Genomic DNA, 22257 nt, shown 5'->3' with positions numbered 1-22257 from the left:
AGTTAGGTATCCGTATCCTTCTCTTTTCTTAACACTGAGTTCACTGTTTGCAGGTACTCAGCAATCACCCTACTGTTCTGAGCGTTCAAGATGGAATCATGATCTGCATCCATTAACTTACAAATAATAGTTCCTTTATTAAATTTAGACCATCCATTATAGGGATCATCAATGGATTGATAGCCTTCGTTTAATTTTTTTGCTTTAAAAAGAACCATATCCTGATGCGTGTGGGAGGGGCTATGATTTAATAAGAGTTTCATACGTTCTGCCGCCAGACGTGCCAGGTCTTTCGTGCTTTTCTCCCCAAAAGAAGGCAACACGTGTTCTATCGCATAGCCTGATTGGCGCTGTGTTTCTGAAAATACAGACCAACTTTCAATTAAAGCCAACAGGCCAATCTCTTGCCCTGCCTCTCGTAACAGATGGGCGACCTCATAGAGTACAGTACCACCAAAGGAATAACCCACCAAGTAATAAGGACCATTAGGTTGTAATTTTTGAATGGCTTTTGCATAAGATTTAGCCATAGAGTCTAAACTGTCATAAAGCAAAGTACCGTGAGAAATACTCGGGTCTTGCAAACCATAAATGGAGGCAGAAGACCATTGGGAGGCAAGCTCATTAAAACAATACACCACACCACTTACTGGATGACAAAAAAACAGGTTAACTCCCGAAGGTACTGCTTTGGCAAGAGGAACAAGAATATCAATGGAGTCTTCGGGATGTTCTATAAGTCTTGCTAACTGACCAAGAACTGGCGCTTTGTACAGATGTTGGATTGACAAAGAGCACCCAAACCGTTTATTAATTTTCTCAATAAGTGTTAAGGCATTGAGTGAATGGCCACCTAAGGCAAAAAAGTCATCCTCTCGACCAATCTCATCGATGTGCAAGCTGTCTTGCCACAGTATGGCCAGCTGTTTTTCTAACTCAGTTTGAGGCGCATCATACTTATTTTTAATATTTAAATGAGATCGGGATGCTTTATGTTCTACTGAACTGTGATCAAGCTCTGCATGGAGCAATGCCTCTTCATATTCTTTGAGATCGTAATTGGAGATAACGATATGGTTCTCATGGCAGTTCAAGGCATTCAAAAACAGCCTCTTCCCCTCCTCACTGCTTATGTCATTACCCACATCGAGTAAATCCACGCCTTTAGGAGTTCCTGATGACACGCTCATACCTACGGTTCGCCAGGCATTCCAATTGATACTGATGGTGCGTTGCGCATGAAACAAATTAGATGAAGCAAAAGCATCCAGGCAGGCATTAGCACCGCTGTAATCGACCTGACCTTTTAACCCAACATGGGCCGCCAGTGACGACATTAACACGACAAAATCCAGTTTTGGGATATTTTGAGACGCTTCCGCCAAATAATAGGTCCCAAAAAGTTTGGGGGCTAACACATCCAATGCTTTTTCTTTGTTTTTAAGCTGAATCAAGCCCTCTCCAGGAACTCCAGCGGCATGAATCATGCCATGCAGTAGACCATATTGGCTAATACACTGCTGGATGAGTTCGATTACGTCGTGCTTGTTCGTCACATCGCAACACACAACATGCACTCGAGCGCCTAATTCCTTGAGCTGTAGTAATGATTCAAGCACGTGGCGATGTTCGTAAACAGGATCCTTTAATAAGCTTTCCCAGCGACTTTCTTCTGGGTATTGGGTGCGTGAGCTCAAAATAAGGGTGGGTCGTTCAACTTCAGAGGCTATTGCATGCGCTAAGCTTAACCCAATTCCTCCAAGCCCTCCGGTAATTAAATAAATTCCCTGGTTTCTAAGCGGTGTTGCATGAGATGACCTGCTTTGCAATATATAAGAAGGAGACCAACGAAATGTATTTCGGTACGCAACAAGTGGTTGTTGATCCTGACCCTCAGCCATGGCTAAAATATCTTCCACAATATCGGCTTTGGGACTTAATAGAATGTCTTCAGAGAGGTCTGCTAAACGACACGTTAAAGAGGGATGTTCTAAGTGAGCCACGCGACAAAAACCGACAAGACTCGCCAAAGCAGGATTCATGGTTTCATGCCCCAAAACACTTTGCGTACCTGATGTGATGATGGAACAATCAACACGTTCAGAGTTCTTCATAACACTCAATAGAGCTTGCAGTGCATACATCACACTGAAAAAGCCCCTTTCCAAAGAGGCATCAAGTTCTTTATCCTCATTATCTGCATTACCATCCAGTGACCAACAATGAATGAGTTTAGGATGAATAAGTGTGGTCTTCATGGCATTAAAACAGGCCGTGTAGTGCTCTTTTACGTCAGGATTAATTAAAAGGTGCTGAGGTGACACAATTGCGAAATCAGCCGCTGCCTCTATGACATAAATATCTGCGTTACAATCCTCCAACCGCTGAATTAAATGCTCACCAATCCCTTTATTGTCTTTAAAGACTATCCATTGATGGTCTTTGATGAGATTCAGTTCAAATCCACTTAATGGCTGGCGCGCCCAAACAGGACTGTAACATTGCGGTTGTCCAGTAGAAAGACGCACATTGCTGTCAGGAGCAATCCAATAGCGTTGTTTTTGAAAGGGATAGGTAGGCAAAGCGACACGGTATTTGTTTTGATGTTTAGTCAACGCCTCTAAGTGAATGGGGACACCCTTACCCCATAAAAAGCCTAAAGCACGCAACAAATGTTCTTTGTCTGTTCCTGAATGGCTGCGACCAGGTAAGGTATGCGTCATTATTTCTTTATTTTTGGCTAAAGGGCGAATCAACGCAGACAAGGATTGGCCAAGTCCCACCTCAACAAAAAGTGGATGCTCGTCTTTTAAAAGCAATTCAATCCCTTGAGCAAAGCGTACGGTATGGCGCATATGACGATACCAATAATCTACAGATACGGCATCCTGAGTTGAAAGCCAGTCTCCAGTAACATTGGATACGATAGGAATGGTTGGGGCAGACAAAGTGATGTTTGCCAAAATATCCCTAAAGGGTCGTTCTATAACAGCCATTAACTCGGAGTGAAAGGCATGGTTTACCTGAAGTTTATGATAACGTTTGTGCTCCGTGATAAGGTGCTGTTCTAAAACACGCATCCTGTCAACGCTTCCTGCGACAACATACTGGTCGAGGCCATTGTGCAGTGCAAGCTCTATGCCTGGAAACGAAAGGTATAAATTAAGTTCCTCTTGGGTACAGGTCAAGGCGAACATGTTCCCTGCCGGTGCCTGAGCCATTAAAAGCCCCCGCTCACACACAAGCGCTATCCCTTCTTCAAAAGAAAAAACACCGGCAAGGCATGCAGCGACATACTCACCAAGACTATGTCCTATCAATGCATCGGGCTTAATGCCACAATCCATTAAAAGGCGAGCCAGAGCGTACTCGATAATAAATAATGCGGGCTGTGCCAACTGGGTTTGCGCTAATAACGCCTCATCAGATGACCGTATCACATCAAGCAGGTCACAATGAAGGTAGCGTTGGGCAAGAGTTGCCCCATACACCATGTACTCTTGAAATGCAGGTACTGTTTCGAATAATCCCATGGCCATCTTGGCATAAGAAGAACCCTGCCCACCTAAAACAAACACTATACTGTGCTGCACTTCATCATCGTGCAAAAGTACGGGGTAGTGCTCCAGATTTTGTTGAATCTCGGCATGGTCTTTACCCACCATAAAGGTGCGCCAGGCAAAGTCTTCCCGTCCAACATGAAGTGTATGGGCTATGTCAGACAACCTGTCTGAAGTGGTATGCAAATAATTGGCAAATCGTTCTACCTGGTCGCTCAAAGCTTCTTGTGTTTTTCCTGACAGAAGAATCAGCTCCTCAGTCTTATCAGTGAGCACCTCACAGCGAGGTGTTGGTTCATAGTCTCTTAAAATCATATGAACATTCGTACCGCCTACTCCAAAAGAACTCACTCCTGCATAACGTGCATCAGATTTTTTTTGCCAGTCTTGTACTTGAGTCGTTACAAAGAAGGGACTTTTATCTAGCTCTAAATCAGGATTGGGTTGGGTGAAATGGGCGAGAGGAGGAATTTTTTGATGATATAAGCACAATGCGGTTTTAATGAGGCCTGCTATTCCTGCTGCCGCATCGGTATGACCAATATTGGCTTTGACTGAGCCTAAGGCACAATAATGAGTACGTTCGGTTTCTTCCCGATACACGGTGGATAGGGCATGAACTTCAATCACATCTCCTAACGCAGTCGCCGAACCATGAGCTTCTACATAATCTATTTTGTCTGCGCTGATTTGCGCTTGATGCAAAGCATCTTTAATACACGACATTTGCCCGCTAATACTTGGGGCGGTAAATCCTAACTTATCGACACCATCATTGTTGACGCCACGAGATTGAATCACAGCATAGATGGTATTGTTGTCGCGTAGTGCATCGTCCAGGCGTTTGAGCACAACAACCCCTACCCCGTTTGAAAAGACAGTACCATTGGCATTGATTGAAAAAGGCCTGCAATAGCCATCCGGGGAAACGATGCTTCCCGGCTGGTAGGTGTATCCTGAGTGCTGAGGAACTACAATGCTGCTAGCTCCGGCAATTGCCACATCACTTTGCCCTAAGATTAAATCCTGGCAGGCATGATCAACCGCAATCAGGCCAGTGGAGCAGCCGGTATTGACGTTCACACTGCGGCCTTTTAAATTCAAACGATACGATGTTTGGGTGCTGAGCATGCTCATACTGGTTGCAATGCGTTGATGAAAGACATCATTCTCACGACAAAATTTCTGATTCTTTAATAGATTTTCATGAAGATAAGAGCTATCCGTCATGCCAGCAAATACACTAATGGTGGTGTTAAGGCATTTTTCTGGTGCAATAGCGGCGTTTTCTAGCGCCTCCCATACACATTCTAAAAAGATACGATGCTGAGGATCGGTACTTTTTGCATCAGCCGGATTAAAATTAAAAAAGGCAGCATCAAATTGATCAATATCAGCAATAACACCCTTCACCCGTATTAAAGGCGAAGCTGTTCGATAGGATGGCTCCATCTCGTGAGGTTCAAAGCGTGACAAGCAATCGGCTCCCTTACATAAATTATTCCAAAACTCATCAAGGGTATTTGCCTGGGGAAACCGACAACTCATTCCGACAATTGCAATGTCACATGAAGTTGTTGCATGAATTTTCCGCACCAACGGGACATCCATATCACCATCAATATACTTGCTTAACTTATGGATGGTGGGATGCTCCATCAATTCTGCTACGTGTAATTGGGTATGCAAAGCGTTATTGATTTGAGTACAGGCATCCGTCACCAGCAAAGATGTAGCACCTAAATCAAATAAATTTTTATTAACCGCAATATGGTCACGATTGAGCAGATTCTGCCAGATTTTTTTTATTGTTTCTTCAGTACTGTTGGTTGCTGATTTATCGACATGAAACTCTAAATCCGTATACGGTAACTCACTAAGTCCTCTTTTATCAATTTTACCAATAGGCGTTAAAGGAAGTGCGTCTACCATGACCCATTTGGCAGGAATCATATAAGGGGGTAGCTGCTGATTTAAAAAGATGCGTAATTCACTTGCATGTACGGGTTTATCCTTAAAAACAAGGTAAGCCGTGAGCATTTTATGGTGGCCGCCACCTAGTTCAACAATCACTGCAGCAAGGCTTATTTCCTCATGCTTCATCAGTTGGCGTTCAATTTCACTCAAATGGATTCGATAGCCCCCTACTTTCACCTGGTCATCCACCCGTCCTGTGTAGACAAGTTCTCCTGAGGGAAGTTTTTTGACCAAATCTCCCGTTTTATACATTTTTTCAAAAGGTGCTTTAGTATCAAATGGGTTGGGAATGAATTGTTTCGCATTAAGTTCTTCACTAAGATGGTAACCTAAGGCCAAATGAATGCCGCTTATGTAGAGTTCTCCCTCCCCTACTTCATTGAGATGCTCATCTAAAACATAAACCTTCGTGTTTTCGAAAGGGATTCCAATCGCTGATAAATGTTCATCATCATCCAACATCTCTTCATTTACGATATGACGGCAGGCAAAAGTAGTTCCCTCAGATGGTCCGTAGCCATTGATTAATCGCACCGGTTTTTGCAGGTGCGTTCGATGCTTTATAAATTGTCTAAGCAATACAGGGTTAATTTGTTCCCCGCCATAGAGGATGGTTTGAGGTTGGTTTAACGTGTGTGGTGATGATTTAATCAACTGGTGAAATAAGGCTGTGGGGAGCAACAAATGATTTACCCCATACTCTTCCAATGTTTTTTTCAATTCAAGGGGTTGAGTGCGATCTTCTTCTGGAATGACGCTTAAAGTACATCCGTTAAGTAATGCACTCCATATTTCAAAAGTGCTGGCATCAAAGGCAAGATTATTAAATTGTGCAATAACCTCCCCTTCTTGAACCGAAGCATAATTTACTACAACCGCTAAATTGGCAACCGCCTGATGAGGAATCAATACGCCCTTAGGTTTTCCTGTGGAACCTGACGTATAAATCATATAAAGCACATCTTCGGGAACGATAGTAACGCCAGGGTTGTCTTTGGATTTAGTGATTGATTCAATATGTAATTGTTTGATAAGAGAATAAGTTACATTTAAAGACTCAATATTTTGTTTGAGTCTCTCATCAGTGATAATCAACCGAGGTTTTGTGTCTTCAATGATGGTTTCAAGACGGGACTTGGGCGCAAGCTTATCAAGAGGCACATATACGGCACCAAGTTTTATAATAGCTAAAATACAAAGAATAAAATCAGCGCCAGGTTCTAACAATATGGCAACAAAATCCCCTCGAACAACACCACCATCGTGTAATGTATGGGCAAATTGATTGGCTTTATTATTTAATTCTTCATAACTGTATTCGTAACGTTTATCGAGTAAAGCCTTATTTTGGGGTGTCTTTTTTACTTGTAACTCAAATAATTGAGGAACAGAGATTTTGTAAGGCTCCAATTTTTTTTTCATTAGCGAAACCTCTTTCCTACTTATTCAAGATTTGCTCATTCCTTCACAAGGCTCTGTGAACAAATTTGATTAATTACTTGAAAAATAGGCGATTATTATAGTGAGATTCGATTACGAATCATAAAAAAACACTAATTAAACTGCCTACATGAACAATAACATACCAGAACGAGTATAAAAGACAATTCATTCTTTTCTTCAAAAGACAAGATTATTGTACATTAAAATCAAAAAAAAGACAAGGTGCTTTTTGCAAGGGGTTTGGTATGTCATGCACCGTTTAAAATTTAATTTGTGCAACACTACGTTGGATTAATTGTGCGGATGACGTCTGAACAACTTAATGCTTAACTCTTAGGATCCAATTCGGCAATAGCCTGTTGTAAGAAAGCTTCTATTTCTTCTCGCGGTGGTAATTGCAGCTGATAGTGCTACACAAACAAACTATTGTTCATACCGGCTTTAGATTTAGGGTTGCAAATTGCTCATTTTTTTCTGTAATCAAAAATAGTACAACCACAACTACCAAGCGATGCTACCGCCATCGAAACGATGTAACACTTCTGCTTGACTTGTCGACATTTTTTTATCAACCTGCTCTAGCATACCCGATACACTTGCTTGTACATCGATTAAACTATTAGGACCGCCCATATCCGTTTTAACCCATCCCGGGTGAATTAACATCACATGCACTCCAGTAGATGCAACATCAATCGCAAAGCTGCGCATGGCACAATTTAAAGCGGCCTTACTGGAACGATAAGCATAAGAACGTCCTTGCTGATTATCAGAGATACTACCCATTCTTGAACTGATTGCTAGAATATTTTTGTGTTGACTGGCCTGAATATTGGGTAACAATGCATCACAAATTTTCATTACACTAATGCAATTGACATTCATAACATGAATGAAGTTCTCTCTGCTAACATTCCCAACAGTGACTCCTTGCTCGCCACTAGTTCCTGCGTTATTGATAAGTAAATCAATGGGACGATTATTCAATGTTTTTACCATAGAGCTGATATCATGGTCATTAGTTACATCGAGCTTGATTACTTCATCAGCTGTCTGTTTTAACTTATCTGCCTGAGATGGGTTACGACAAGAGCCAATAACATAATACCCCCTTGCCTTAAGCTGGCGACAAAATTCCAGACCTATTCCTTTATTAGCGCCAGTAACAAGTGCGGTTTTCATAGTGTTCAACCCAGTCTTCAAGTGATATAAGTCATAGATTAATCTGAATTGTATTTTTTTTCCAGAAGACCGATAGTACACACAAACAAGGCACTACCAATGGAAGGCGTAAACTCTAAATCTTAGCCATCTGAAACAAATTGCCATCAACACATTGTTCGTTCTCGTTTAATTTTTTTGAGGAATCGGTTTTATTAAAAAAAGTCGTTTTGTTTACCAGAATTGCAATTAAATAGATAATCCCTAAACCTAAAATTGCAAACCCGATATTTCCTAGTACATGTTTCCACCCTCTATGATTGCCTAGTTCAATATGAATTTTTTTATTTCGATTTTTGCTTGTTTTTTAAAAATTTCATATGCTTTTTCGGTGGGGTATTTGAAGTAGGTTTGAGATAATTTGTCCAGATTATCATTTTGTATTAATTACGGGGATGAACGTATATTTCGTCAAATTTGGATTTTTTTAGCGGTTTTTAACTGATCCAGACAATGGTAATAATCACCTTCACCATCCAGATAGATGTTGTTTTCTAAAATAATTACATTCATTTACAAGGTTTATCCAACTCAAAATCGCACTTGTTATACTTATAGGCATCAATTAAGTCAATTTACTTTTCTGCAAACTATCATTACCTCTCTGGAATTACCGCCACGTCTTCTTAATCATCCATCTATCAAGTTTCATGACTTTTGATTGCTGTTTACTTCTCTACCTAATGAAAATAAAATAGACACTAAATTTAATTTAAGTGCAGTTATTAGCAAGCGCCATCTTAAGGGTATCCAAATGACACGATTAGTAAGAATTGACCACTATTATACTGTGGACATGCTCAGTAAAATTCCGTCGGGTTCGAGGGAAGTTATTATTTGTCCCGGTGCATCTGGGGATGTCATTAAAGCGCTGCCTGAACAGATTTACAAGGTAACTATTTTAGCCGGTGTCTCTGTTGAGACCATTCAAGCACTGCCACTGAGCGTGATAAACGTCCATATCCCATCCAATCTGCCCCGAGAGATTATTGCAGCATTACCGGCTAGCATAATCAACTTGAAGCTACCTGCTGATGCAACCCCTGAGTCCATGAGCGCACTTCCTGACACAATAAAAACAGTTTTGATTCCTGCCGACATATCAAGGGAGGCTCTTAGTGCCCTACCTGTAAGTGTTAAAAGAGCGTCTATTGACCCCAAACTGCCGGCATCAACGATTATTGCTTTACCTAAGTCCATATATGAAGTTTTTATCAATGCAAATATCTCTGCAGCAACAGTTCAATCATTACCGAGTAGCGTTGTTGGTGTACACATAAGAGAAGGAGTCTCTGCTGCGGCTGTCCAAGCACTACCTAAGAGCGTTAGAATAGTTGTTCCTGATTCTGAATTATCTGCCGAAGCCATCTCTGTATTACCCAAAACAGTAACCTCCGTTACTCTATTTCAAAGTATGCCGACAGAGACCGTTAGAGCCTTACCAACAAGCATTCAACACATCACTCTTTATCCTGAGGTATCCCCAGAAACAATAAACGCTCTGCCTGATAGCGTGCAGCGAGTTAGCATTTCTACCGGTGTCACAACTGATGCTATTCGTGCTCTTCCTCACAGTGTGAAACGCCTGATTATCAACTTTGGCGTTAGAATACAAACACTATCTCAACTGCCTCCTCACATTAAAGTTGTGGTCATTTGTAGCGAATTGTCGCCAGAGACTGTAAGCTCTTTATCTGAAAGTGTTTCATGCGTCATTATTGGGTCACGCCTATCACGAGATGCGATTTTAGCACTACCAAGAAGTGTAGCTACTGTAGGTATTCTTTCAGATGTACCTGCTGAATCTGTTTCCGCTTTTCCTGCTACTGTAACGTCAGTCAAAATTTATCCCGGCGTATCGACCGACACAATTCGTGCTCTTCCCGCAAGTGTGAGTCAAGTGACTCTTTACCCGGAGGCATCAATAGAGACTATTCGAGCGCTACCTGAAAGCGTGACATGCATTCGTATTAAAAAAGGCGTGTCTCCAGCGATTATTTCAAGGTTACCTGAAACGGTAGTTCATGTTCAAATAACCTCTGGCTTAACTGCAGAAGCTACTCGGTCTTTACCTAAACATGTGACGACAGTTAAAATAGCCTCCGAAGTCTCGGCAGCCGCAATTAAAGCCATACCTGCGAGTGTAAAAAAAATATCCATTGACGCCACAACAACTTCAGCGATTCTTGCAGCATTACCTGCAACAATAACTACAGCGATTATTGCTGCAGATACACCTGCTTCACATCTTAATGCATTACCTAAAAGCATCATTTGCTATGATATTGCCCCAAATGTACCTATTGAGACGATTCAAGCATTACCCAATCGGTTTTGCATAGTTAATATTTGTCATGGCGTATCTCTGGAGACGATTAGGAAACTTCCCTATAATATAGAACGAGTTCGGATGACAGCTGACCTTTCTCCAGCAGCGATTAGGTTATTACCCAATAGTGTGAAAATGGTGTATATCGATAATACGGTATCAGCAGAAGCTGTTGCTGCTCTTCCTGATAGTGTGAAATGGGCTAACTTAAGTTTTAGTATATCTCCTAAAGTAGTAAAGTCTTTACCCCAAAGCATAGTATCAGTTGATCTTCCTGCAAAGATATCCCCGGAAGCTGTTTGCGCTCTCCCTGTTAGTGTCACTATGGTATCTCTTCATCCTGGCGTAGCAAAAGAAATTGTGAGTATATTACCGAAAAAGGTAAATACTGTATGTGTTTTACCTGGCCTCTCACCAGAAGCAATCAGGGCTTTGCCGGAAAATGTAACGATAGTTTCCCTGTTTCCTGGTATATCTAAAGAGATCGTTTGCGCACTCCCTGCAAGCGTACAAAGTGCTGTCATTCAACCGGGTTTGTCAACAGCAATCATTAGCATCCTGCCCCGTAATCTGCAGACCATTAATATACAAAATAATGTATCACCGGAACTGATCAAAGCCTTCCCAACCTCGGTGACTTCAGTGAATATTGCACCCGGTGTATCGCCAGAGGTCATCCGTTCTCTTCCTTCGTCTGTGGTCATGGTGGGCTTAGTAGGCAACGTATCGCTGGATGTTGTTAACGCACTGCCTAAATACATTACTAAAGTTAATATTTATAAAAACTCATCCGTAGAAACGACCAGAGCACTACCCTCTACTGTAAAAACGGCTATTATTAATCCTGGAGCCAATTTAAGTGCTATTCGTGTACTCCCATCTCAGATCTCACGAATTATAATCAATCCGGGTTTATCTGTTGATGCTGTTCGTGAAGTACTGGCTCGTAATATCAGAATTGAGTTGTCCTCTCCAAAAGAGCACTATTCTTTTGCGCTTTGGGATGCTGTACGCCGACATAATACAAAGTGTGAAACCTTAAAAACCAAAAGATATCCCAGACCTTCGTCAACGATGATAATTAAAGCCAAATTAACAAAAACAGCCAGTGCTTTAGAAACTCAAATCAAAACGCAACGCAGCAGAGTCTGTGTATCATCTCTGGAGGATATCAATGATTTACCCCCGCAGGTGTCATTCGTTACAATCCAACCCGATATATCCAGGGAAGCTCTTATTGCCTTGCCTTCCACAGTAGATAGCGTCAGTTTTGCACCGGGCGTATCGGCAGCAACTGTTAGTGCGCTCCCCGAGCACGTCACCACGGTAAGCATTAATCATGGTGTTTCGGAGGCGCTTGTAAAAGCGTTGCCTGATAGTATTCGGTGGATTTGCATTCAACCCTGCGCCTCACCAGAAGCAGTAAAAGGTATTCCTCTTGGTGTCGAATCGGTTTTAATCAATCAATACGTAGCCAATGATATTATTCGTGCAATACCCATAAGAATTACCAGCATTATTAAATTAGGCTCCACTCATTCTTATTCTTCCGAGGTATTAAGTACAATACAGGAGCGTGAATCCAGACCGGCTTCTTCAGTAGCAGAGCCATCCCCTCTTCCATCTTCTGTAACGTCATCTGCCAATACTAAACCTGAAACACATCAAATCCATGATTTGGATGATGAAACAGGAATAGATTTTATCTTTGCAAGTCCCTGATATGGTTTTTTTCGCATATCCGTCCAAACAGCCATATTTGGGCGGTAAGCCACAAATCTCTTCTTCCTTGCCCTTGGTTTTGTATAGAGAAGATCAAATGAGGATTCGATTGGCGAAGATGTAATTTAACCCATGCTTGCGTAGAAATTTGCATGAAAAACACACTAAAATGATGATTTAGTTAAACTATACTATAACTAAATTGAAACAATAGTGTGTTTTTAAGAAATTTAAGAGGTTTTATCTACAAGATTCTATTTTGTTTGTTTTTATCTTTATCATGTAACTCACTTGAGTGATGATAATGATATTAGGAATAAGATGGTAATCCCCCCGAAAAATAACTGGTATCAAAAGTAGAATTTTCTCATAATCTATGTCACGTTAATTGCAGTGCAGGAATCTCTATTGAAGTGGTTAGCAATTTACCAATCCTTAGATTTTGTTCAGGAGTAAAAAAACCAGGAGGAGACTCAATTGTTTTCAACTGTGGAGAGCGCTCCAGAGTGGCAACGATTGCTTCTCGTGCTTCTTCTGGTATATCTCCTTGCAAAATTTTAAACGAATGAGCATATGGGGTAATATGTCCGCTAACCCAGCTATTGAAATGATCTATCCCTCTAAAATCGATAGTATAAAATGCGTGGCTATATCCCTTCTTTCCAGGGGCAATTTCCCTCTCGAACTCTTCTGAAACAGAATACTTTATCTCGTTTTTCATGCATCTACTGTGCTTGAAAAAATTACAATAGCGTAACATCTGAAAATCATTGCAACTTGCTTTTGTTGGGTCATATGATTTTCCACAGAGTTCTTCATATAATTCATAGGCGGTCTTAACCATCTCCTTTCCTGAAGATGACGTCTGTTCGGACAAAGGAAGGTTTAAAAAATGATAAGCTTGTGAAATTTTTTTAAAATGCTTCGTAATTTCTTCTTTTTCACTTTCTGAAACGCCAGGATGCTTATCGGGATGATATTTTATAGCAAGCCTCTTATAGGCCTCTTTTATTTCATGCTTTTCAGGATGTGATTGAGTATCAAATTCCAATGTTTCAAGTGCTTCTGTTCGTTGCATCACGTTCTAGCTGATAATCTTAATGATGGATAAATAATAATTGCAAACTATATGAAATTTGTCATCTGCGCAATAAGGCTTGCTCTGTTTTTCCAAGTGCACCGAGAACATGGACCTGGTAATAAAATGACAACCAATCAGTCAGAGAGTTAGTATCATAAACATCCAGCGGATGAAAAATTTTATCTACCTCAAACTATCGATTTTTGTCATTTTGCGCATCCAGTAAATTCAAGGCCTTCTCCGTGAGCGCTTTCCTAATAATACCCTGTTTGAGACAGATGAAGTACGTTATCTAGCCCAAATGAATTTCGTCTAAAAAATGTTCGTTTTTTTGAGACTCAGGGCTATTGAAAAAATTAATCCTGTAAATGATAAAAAATTTAGACGATTCAACGTTGTTTCAATACATAACATGCAGGAACTTGCCTCTGGTTTGACGCTATTGATTCATGTATAATCATTTAAACCATATTTAAATCATCGTGAGCAATAGTCATTATGCCAAGAGCTGCATCCTCTTCAAAACCTGCCGACATTCGTGTTACCAGGCGAGTGTACCATCCCCGCTGTGAATTCCGAACGCGCTTTACCTCTGAAATCAGTATGAACGTTATAGGAACACAACCCTCCGGTTTCTTTGCCATGGACGATAGGAAACGTTGGGTTACTTATCACCGCAGTGTTTCAAAGAAACTGGAAGGCGTAACAAGTAACCTGTTAGCTTTTGCCGGAAATAATAAGAAAACAACACGTGGTCAGAATCCTAAAACAGGAAATTTTTTCAATCCGTTTAAATTTAGCGCTTATCAATCTGCCATCAAAGGAAGTCACAAGCCCGATTTTGATCCATATTATCAGGGCTGGTTATATGACAAACTGCTGAAATGGCAAAAAAGTATGGCAAAAGACATTGTTCGTCAGGTGCATGCACGCAATCCCGACATACAAATCAATGCAGATCACGGCTATCCGTGCGTGTTGCTGGCCATACCGAAACCACCTGCCGAGAAAAATGAAAAAATTTGGAGCAGACTAGTAGGCATGTATCTTCTTGCTATCAGCAATAGACTCGCACGCGAATGCGGCATCAATATTGAAATGGTTCGCCGTTCGAGTTTTGGAGCACTACGTCCATCCATTACAGACTGTGGCAAAAGTACTCGTATTAGCCTTGGTCTCGTACCAAGCGTATATGCGAACAATATCCTGATAGATGCCATTGTGTTTACACACAGTTTGCTGACACAGCCCGACAAGTATTTTAATATGCCTCTAAGATTAAAGCGTCTTGAAAATACGCTCGAAACCTACAACCAGGGATTGCCTTCAAAAAAATCGGTTTCACTCAAAGAAACACTATGGGATACACTCTGGGCTAGGGGAGACTCGAAAGGCCTGTCTTTCGCAAGTCAATTTTTTCGCAAAGAAATCGTGCCGGAATACCTTATTGATCAAATGCTGTTGATGCACCCCGAAAAAACCCTCGAAATGATTTTCAGAAACGAGCGGTGGTGTCGAGAAACATTTGCACATCCATTAGCACGGATATTCGGTGCGTTCCACTTAAATAAAAAAAGGCAGCTTGCCATCGATGAAAAAAAACTCAACCTTCAAACCTTCGACTGGTACCATGAACGACCTGTTTATGATCCCGCATTCCAGACTCTTCTCATCGATTTTGCGCTGCAAACCGGTATGTCGACCCAAAATCTTGCGTCTCTGCGTGGACCAGGGCTTCTTCTCCATCATCTTCACAATTATTTTGAAAACTATCTGATGAATTTTTTCTTCCATCTGCCGATTGCCCTGGCTGCCAAAGATGGCTCCGGATCTGACTCAGACTGTGAAGCGTCTATTGATATCTCTGACGATCAGGAAACATTAGCTGTTTTCAGTAAAAAATTCATTACAGCCACAGGAATGCGCGCTATCCAGATGGCATATGCGATAGCCCGTATGTATCTTATTGAGAAACATCAGATGGATACACTTGAAATCAGTTTCAATGCGCAGAACATGTACTACGAGACCGATGAAGCGCTCACAGAAAAACATGCCATTCCCATTTCGGTCACAGAGAAGCGCACGGTTCGAGGTAAGCAGCAGTGTATTGGCTTTTTCGATCAAAATCATTGCAACGCCAGTCAGAGTGAAGCTCCAAAGTATAAGTTTGGGAGAAACGATAAAGTATTCGTTCTGGATATTACGTCGTCCACCACAAAGGAAATCGGTAAGCAACTGCTATCCAGCTGGAAAACCCGACCCGGACTTGAAGTCATTCTTACGGTCAGTAGTGGTCTCAAAAACGAACAGGGCATGTCTGACTACAATCCATATGGTACCGTTCGGATTTTTGCACGTAGCCGGGAAGTATGTGACTGGCTTTATCTGCAACTTGTCCAATGTGAAAGTGCAGCCGATTATAAGCACCCTGCTGCAAGCCACTGGATGCGGCGTACGGCAAAAGCGGCAGGAATGACACCGACCAATGCAAAGATTCTTGATGTCTATGATGAATATCGTGATGAGTATATAGCTCGTCTTCTCATGCATGAAAAGGACAGGCAAATTGACAGTCTGGTTACGCCACCTGCACCCGGCTTATAACGGCTCGGGGCAGGTTTCAAATAGGGGTCGGAAATTAAAGCGTCCTAAGCCGGCTTCAAAAGTCGTAATGGCCAGAATTTTTCGAACCCATCTTTATCTTGCTGCGTCAAAGATAATCTTCTATGAGGTGGAGTATCAATTGATTAATGAGTTTCTTTTCACAAAACCAGAGTGTCTCCATAAAACCTTATAGCGATTCATTTTTTAATCCGTTATTTCGCACCTACCTCATTAAATAAAAAATCTTGACAGAGGATCAGGATTTTGATCTATTACTCCCTTTTGGGAGTAGTAAACGTGTCAGCGCCGAGTTATGGGATTAAAAATCTGGATCATCATGGACTGGTAGCAGGATTTTGTCAGGAGCTGGGGATTGCAGCGATTATAGATAAAGCACTAGCAGCTCAGTCAGACCAGAAACACATCAGCTATGGGCAGCTGTTGGAGGCTATGATACTCAATGGCCTTGGTTTTACGAGTCGAACGCTTCATATGTATTCTCAATATTTTGAGGATAAGCCTCTTGAGCGACTATGAGGGGGCAGACTTCATTGAAAATGACTTCCAGCTATTTTCAATGAAGTCTAAACGTGACACTTAAGGTAACAAAAAATCTCTCTAAAATAAAATGAGCCGAATCTTAGAATACATTTGACTAAATAAAATACATCACTATGATGGATTAATTTTTTAAATTCAAATAAAAATTTTTAACTCGGATCAGAATATGAATCATTCCATAATTGAACTATTTGGAAAAACGATAACAGTAACCTTGATGCAGCCCACTGATTTTAATGAAATTAATCAATGGTGTATTGATGAAGGATGGAATATAGGCATCCACGACAGTGAGATCTATTATAAAATAGACCCTATTCACCACTATATTGCAAAAACAAACGAGAGTATAGCTTCACTTTCTTTAATCAAACATAGCCCCGCTTTTTTTACTTTGGGACCATTTATTGTACATAAGTCATGTCGCAGACAAGGAGTTGGAGAAGCCCTATGGAATGTGGGTATGACCCAAATAATTAAAGAATATCCTGACGCACACATTGCATTATATGCCGTCTCGGAACAAGTTGAGCGCTATAAAAAAGCAGATTTTATACCTGTTCTTAGTATTCAACGCTGGTATATTGACTCTAGCCAATTAATTTCCCCCTCTATGAGCGACCAGTGCACCTCAATATCGAATAAGCTAATTCCTTCCATATGCCAATATTACCAAAATCATTATGTTACTAACCGAGAGTTATTACTTAAAGAATTGATACTAAAACCAAAAACTAATGGTTTTGTCTTTATGGACGATAAGGTCATCAAAGGGTTTGGTTTTATACGCCCTTGTGTTAGTGGATTTCGCATTGGCGCATTGATTGCAGACACACCAGAAATTGCCCAAACTTTAATTGCAGAGCTGCTTATATTGGCACAAAGTGCTCCTGTATTTATTGATGTACCTGGATCGAATCTACATGGAATTCATTGCATGAATGCGTTTCATGCGGTTAGAGCGCCACAAGAGGATACCATCATGATGATTAAAGGAACAGGATATTCCAGTTATCTGAAACAATGGAAGCAGCATTACGGTTTATTTTCCCTGGAAATCGGATAATAATCCATGACCACCTTAAACTTTGTCAAACAGAATGGCCAATACATAGGTCATGGTGATAGCTCATGGTTTAATCACCAGGATACCCTATGTACCTTTATTGAAAAACAAACCCAAAAAACACCCGATGCCACAGCGCTTCATTTTAAAGAATCCCAAATAACCTTTAAAGAGGTTAACGAACAAAGCAATCGATTGGCACACTACCTTTTAGGATGTGGTGTTCACCCTAAAGATAAAATTGCGGTGTATTTAGAACCTGGGATTCATACCTTCATTGCCATTATTGCCATCATTAAAACGGGCTGTTGCTATGTACCTCTTGATGTGCATTACCCTATAGAACGAATCGCATTTATGGTGAAAGACAGTGAAGCAACGCTACTCATTACCGAGACTCTTTTGAAAGACCAGGTTGATTCTTTAGATTTAGCCCTGATTGTGTTGGATACAATAACCCATGAACTGGCAGGTTTATCTCCTTTGTTTACTGCTTGCGCCAAATCATCAAATCTGGTTTATATGATGTACACCTCTGGCAGTACGGGTGTGCCTAAAGGAGTTGAAATAACGCATCTCGCTCTGTTGAATCATATGTTATGGATAAGCCAACGGTTTGATTTGACGCAAAAAGACATAATTCTTCAAAAAACGCCACTGTCGTTTGATCCGTCAGTCTGGGAACTATTTTTACCTTTTTTTACAGGTGCACAAATAGTCATAGCGCAACAAGGTACTCATGTAGATCCCGAATTGCTTATTGACTTAATTAATCACTACCAAGTCACCACCCTGCAACTGGTTCCCTCCATTTTGAAAAAAATGCTGCAAAACAAACGGATACGCACCTGTTCCTCATTACGTTATGTTTTTGTTGGTGGTGAATCACTACGTCCTGAAATTAAAACGTTATTCTTTGAGCAATTGAGATGCCAACTCATTAATTTATACGGACCCACAGAAGCCACCATTGATATTACTGCCTACGAGGTTTCCACCTCCGATAAAGATTTGCACACGAACATTATCGGCCGCCCTATTCACAATACCAGTTTGTATGTCGTAAATAGCCACGGAAACCTCGCCACATTAGGTGAAGAAGGTGAACTCTACATTGGCAGTTTGAGTTTGGCTGTAGGATATCATCACCGAGCACTCTTGACTCAAGAACATTTCATTCCAAATCCTTTTGAACCCTATCGTTTTAAACTTATTTATAAAACAGGGGATTGGGTACGATGGCTCGCACCAGGAATTCTGGAGTATTTAGGCAGAAACAACGACCAGGTCAAAATAAATGGGGTTCGCATTGAACCTAAAGAATTGATATTAACCGTACTTCAGCACTCAGACGTTTCAGATTGTCTTGTGGTAAAAAAAATAGACACGCATGGACACGATTACCTGGCATGCTACTTAAAGCCTAAGCAAGTTCACATTAATCTGGCGACTATAAAAAAAGATTTAAAAGCAAAGTTTCCTGCATTTATGCTGCCTCGGGTGTTTATCATTATTGACACCATTCCTCTAACCGTGAATGGGAAGGTCGATGTCAATGCCCTACCAGAACCTGATTTCACTCAAACAGTACTAGAAACACCGAATACTAGCGAAGAAACACATGAGCTGATGCTGTTATGGCAAAAAGTATTGGAAACCAATCAAATCAGTATTAACGATAATTTTTTTGATGCAGGTGGCGCATCCCTTTTAGCGCTTAAACTTATTTCTCTGATTCAAGACCAGTTCAAGGTAACGCTTCGAATTCGTGATTTGTATACTCATGCTACACTAAAAGAACAAATGAATTTAATCAAACAAAGACAAAAAATCACCGCCAAACCGATTAAAACTCAAAGCGATATTCCAAACCCAGTTATTTGTTTACAACCTAATGGGCATAAAACTCCTTTATTTTTGATTCATCCAATCGGTGGTACTGTTTTTTGGTTTACCAAACTGGCTCGCGCCTTAGAAAAACAAAGACCCATATACGGAATTCAAGACCCAGGTATTGATATGGAACAACCTATTTTAAATTCTATAGAAGAAATGGCTTCTTTTTATTTAAAACACATCAAAGCAATTCAACCCAATGGTCCCTATTTGATTGGAGGTGCTTCTTTCGGTGCCAGTGTTGCAGCGCACATAGCACATGAGTTAAAACTTCAAAATGAAGAGGTAGCATCACTTATTGTGCTCGATGGATGGGGCGTTTATCCCAATACGTTACTTGATGATCACTATTTTAAAACCTCAATGGCACGACAACACGCAGAACTTATTAGTGATTTTAAAAAATATGGTTTACCAAAACCTGAAATCTTATTAGATATTCAATGGTTTCGTCTTAATCTATTGTGGAAATTTAAAATGCAGCTCATCGAGTCCCCTATCGCTTTATTTAAATCACAAGATCTACTACCCGCTTTTGCAGAAATTGATGCACCACTTAATCATTGGGAACAATTTTCCAATAATGAAATTAGTCGGTTTATTGCACCAGGTAATCATGAAACCATGTTTCAAGAACCTCATGTAGACACGTTATCCCGCATGTTGCATGAGCATCTCACGAAAATTAATATATAATTTTAAATGAATGACTTAAAAAGGATATTTTAGTGAGCAAGAAAACCAAGGACAACGTGCCAGACACGACAACCGATCACATTTCGCTTCCCTCGGCTATTGCTCAAATGAAAACCATTAAAGAAGTACATGACTATTACCAAAAAATCATCAGTTGCATGCCTAATAATGTCTTTTGGCTTGATAAGAATTGCATCACTCAAGGATGCAATGCCAACGTTCTTAAGTTTGTAGGATTGGAAAAACCAGAAGAGTTTATAGGAATCACTTATGAACAGATGGGTAAAATTGCTGGATGGACTCAAGGACATGCCCAGTTATACAAGCATGATGACCAAGAGGTTATGGCTTCCAAAAAACCGAAACTCAATAGCGAAGATCCGCCTATTATCAATCCAGATGGAACACTAACCTACTATTCATCAAGTCGTGTACCACTATTTGATGACGAGCGCAAAGAAGTTATAGGAGTAGTGGGTATATCCGTTGATATCACAGAACAAAAAAAATTACTCATAGATTTAAAACAGGCCAAAGAGCGTGCGGAATTAGCCAACCAGGCAAAAACAGAATTTCTTGCCAACATGCGTCATGACATTCGAACCCCATTATCGGGTATAGTAGGCTTTAGTGAAATTTTAAAATCCGAAGCAACCGACCCTCGAATTAAAGAATATGCGGACAATTTAATTGCATCAAGTCATACTTTGCTGGATTTAATGGATGAGGTGTTAGATGCCGTCAAAGTTAGTTCTGGTGAAATTCCTCTGTTAAAAAAGAAATTTAATTTAGCCGAAACATTGGAACACGTGATCAAACTCTATTCTTCAAAAGCTGCGGAAAAAAAATTGGCCTTATCTTTTAGTTGTGATCCAGAACTTCCTCATTTTGTAATAGGAGATCGAGTCCGCATTCACCGGATTGTTCTTGACTTGGTGGGGAATGCGCTCAATTTTACTGATTCAGGCCACGTTACCATTCATGCAAGTCAGGCTAAAAAAGAACAGCAATCTCTGATTCTTCAACTGACTGTGACTGATACGGGTATGGGAATACCTAAAGACAAACAACAAGATATTTACGTGCAGTTCAAAAGGCTCACTCCATCCTATCAAGGAATTTACAAAGGGGCTGGATTAGGACTTTATGTTATAAAGCAATTTATTAATGAGTTAGGTGGTGAAATTTATGTCGATAGTGAACCTCATAAAGGAACGGTATTTACTTGTCTTATTCCCCTTCAAATCCCCTTACTTGATAATGATGTAGGTGTTGATACGCTGGATAAACTAAAAAGTCCAACTACCTTGATGATTCCATTAAATCAACAAAAACATGCACCACAATCGAACACCAAAGCATCAAGCAAAATCTTGGTTGTCGAGGATAATTTTATTGCCCAAACTGTAGCCAAAGCACTTTTATCAAAAATGGATTGTGACGTGGATGTCGCATCCAGTGGAATTGATGCGCTGGCTCTTTATGACAAAACAGATTATGACTTAATCTTTATGGATATTGGCTTAGGCGAAGGTATGGATGGCTATGAAGTCACGCATTTTATTCGCTCTAAAACCAATGTAACCAAACACATCCCTATCATTGCGCTTACTGCGCACGGTGGTGATGAAAGCAAACAACGGTGCATTGAAGCTGGGATGGATGCGGTATTAACCAAGCCACTGACCCAGGCACATGCTGTAGATATTCTTAAGTCGTTCATTCCACAGAAGGATGAAACACCACCGGTTAAATCATCCCAAGCAAGGTGCGACTTACCTGACAATGATGATGAAATGTTTCAACTCAATCAGTTCCCCATCTTAAACAGCGAAGAAGCATTGAAAAACTGCGGTACTATTGAGATGTTAAACGAATTATTGACCTTAATGACTCAGGAACTCCCTTCTGATTTGGACGATATGAAAAAAGCCTTCACAGCTCATGATTATCCTTTGGTTGAAAAAACAGCTCATAAAATCAAGGGGGGTGCGGTTTATGTAGGAACCATCCGCATGAAATACGCCTGTCAGTATGTTGAACGCTATTGGAAGTCTGGGCAACGTGAATTATTTGAACCCCTCTATCATCAGGCAAT

Annotated in this window: 8 protein-coding genes and 1 pseudogene; 6 read left to right on the top strand and 3 right to left on the bottom strand. The window is 40.6% G+C overall.

Going from position 1 to position 22257, the window contains the following annotated elements; genetic code table 11:
- Positions 1-2: 2 nt before the first annotated feature.
- Both Lwor_RS01465 and Lwor_RS01460 read right to left on the bottom strand, forming a co-directional pair.
- Positions 3-6959, bottom strand: coding sequence for a type I polyketide synthase (locus Lwor_RS01465; RefSeq protein ID WP_058492090.1), 6957 nt, complete (start codon positions 6957-6959; stop codon positions 3-5).
- 522 nt (positions 6960-7481) lie between these two features.
- Positions 7482-8162, bottom strand: coding sequence for an SDR family oxidoreductase (locus Lwor_RS01460; protein ID WP_058492088.1), 681 nt, complete (start codon positions 8160-8162; stop codon positions 7482-7484).
- Between the two features lie 793 nt (positions 8163-8955).
- Between Lwor_RS01460 and Lwor_RS01455 the strand changes: the two genes are divergently transcribed.
- Complete coding sequence (locus Lwor_RS01455) at positions 8956-12252, top strand: leucine-rich repeat domain-containing protein (protein WP_058492086.1); 3297 nt, start codon at positions 8956-8958, stop codon at positions 12250-12252.
- Positions 12253-12631: 379 nt separating this feature from the next.
- Here Lwor_RS01455 and Lwor_RS01450 read toward each other — a convergent pair whose 3' ends face one another.
- Positions 12632-13303, bottom strand: a complete 672-nt coding sequence (locus tag Lwor_RS01450) for a J domain-containing protein (protein ID WP_218563600.1) — start codon at positions 13301-13303, stop codon at positions 12632-12634.
- A 633-nt stretch (positions 13304-13936) separates the two neighbouring features.
- Between Lwor_RS01450 and Lwor_RS01445 the strand changes: the two genes are divergently transcribed.
- The 5 genes and pseudogenes from Lwor_RS01445 to Lwor_RS01425 form a co-directional block, all read left to right on the top strand.
- Complete coding sequence (locus tag Lwor_RS01445) at positions 13937-15940, top strand: hypothetical protein (RefSeq protein ID WP_147279842.1); 2004 nt, start codon at positions 13937-13939, stop codon at positions 15938-15940.
- 297 nt (positions 15941-16237) lie between these two features.
- Positions 16238-16474: pseudogene (locus tag Lwor_RS01440) on the top strand (DUF4277 domain-containing protein); the annotation flags it as partial.
- A gap of 193 nt (positions 16475-16667) precedes the next feature.
- Positions 16668-17567 carry a GNAT family N-acetyltransferase gene (locus Lwor_RS01435; protein ID WP_058492078.1) on the top strand — a complete coding sequence of 300 codons (900 nt, stop codon included), beginning with the start codon at positions 16668-16670 and terminating at the stop codon, positions 17565-17567.
- A 6-nt stretch (positions 17568-17573) separates the two neighbouring features.
- Positions 17574-20159, top strand: coding sequence for a non-ribosomal peptide synthetase (locus tag Lwor_RS01430; RefSeq protein ID WP_058492076.1), 2586 nt, complete (start codon positions 17574-17576; stop codon positions 20157-20159).
- Between the two features lie 32 nt (positions 20160-20191).
- Positions 20192-22257: response regulator (locus Lwor_RS01425; protein ID WP_238584596.1), on the top strand; the 2066-nt coding region annotated here is incomplete at its 3' end.

The organism is Legionella worsleiensis (assembly GCF_001467535.1).
GTDB lineage: Bacteria > Pseudomonadota > Gammaproteobacteria > Legionellales > Legionellaceae > Legionella > Legionella worsleiensis.
Note: the sequence above shows the minus strand (reverse complement) of the source record. Positions and strands in the feature narration are given on the sequence as shown.

Excerpts from the sequence above, each read along its gene's own strand:
- Lwor_RS01465 (WP_058492090.1), bottom strand. The coding sequence starts at position 6,959 with ATGAAAAAAAAATTGGAGCCTTACAAAATCTCTGTTCCTCAATTATTT.
- Lwor_RS01460 (WP_058492088.1), bottom strand. The coding sequence starts at position 8,162 with ATGAAAACCGCACTTGTTACTGGCGCTAATAAAGGAATAGGTCTGGAA.
- Lwor_RS01455 (WP_058492086.1), top strand. The coding sequence starts at position 8,956 with ATGACACGATTAGTAAGAATTGACCACTATTATACTGTGGACATGCTC.
- Lwor_RS01445 (WP_147279842.1), top strand. The coding sequence starts at position 13,937 with ATGAACGTTATAGGAACACAACCCTCCGGTTTCTTTGCCATGGACGAT.
- Lwor_RS01435 (WP_058492078.1), top strand. The coding sequence starts at position 16,668 with ATGAATCATTCCATAATTGAACTATTTGGAAAAACGATAACAGTAACC.
- Lwor_RS01430 (WP_058492076.1), top strand. The coding sequence starts at position 17,574 with ATGACCACCTTAAACTTTGTCAAACAGAATGGCCAATACATAGGTCAT.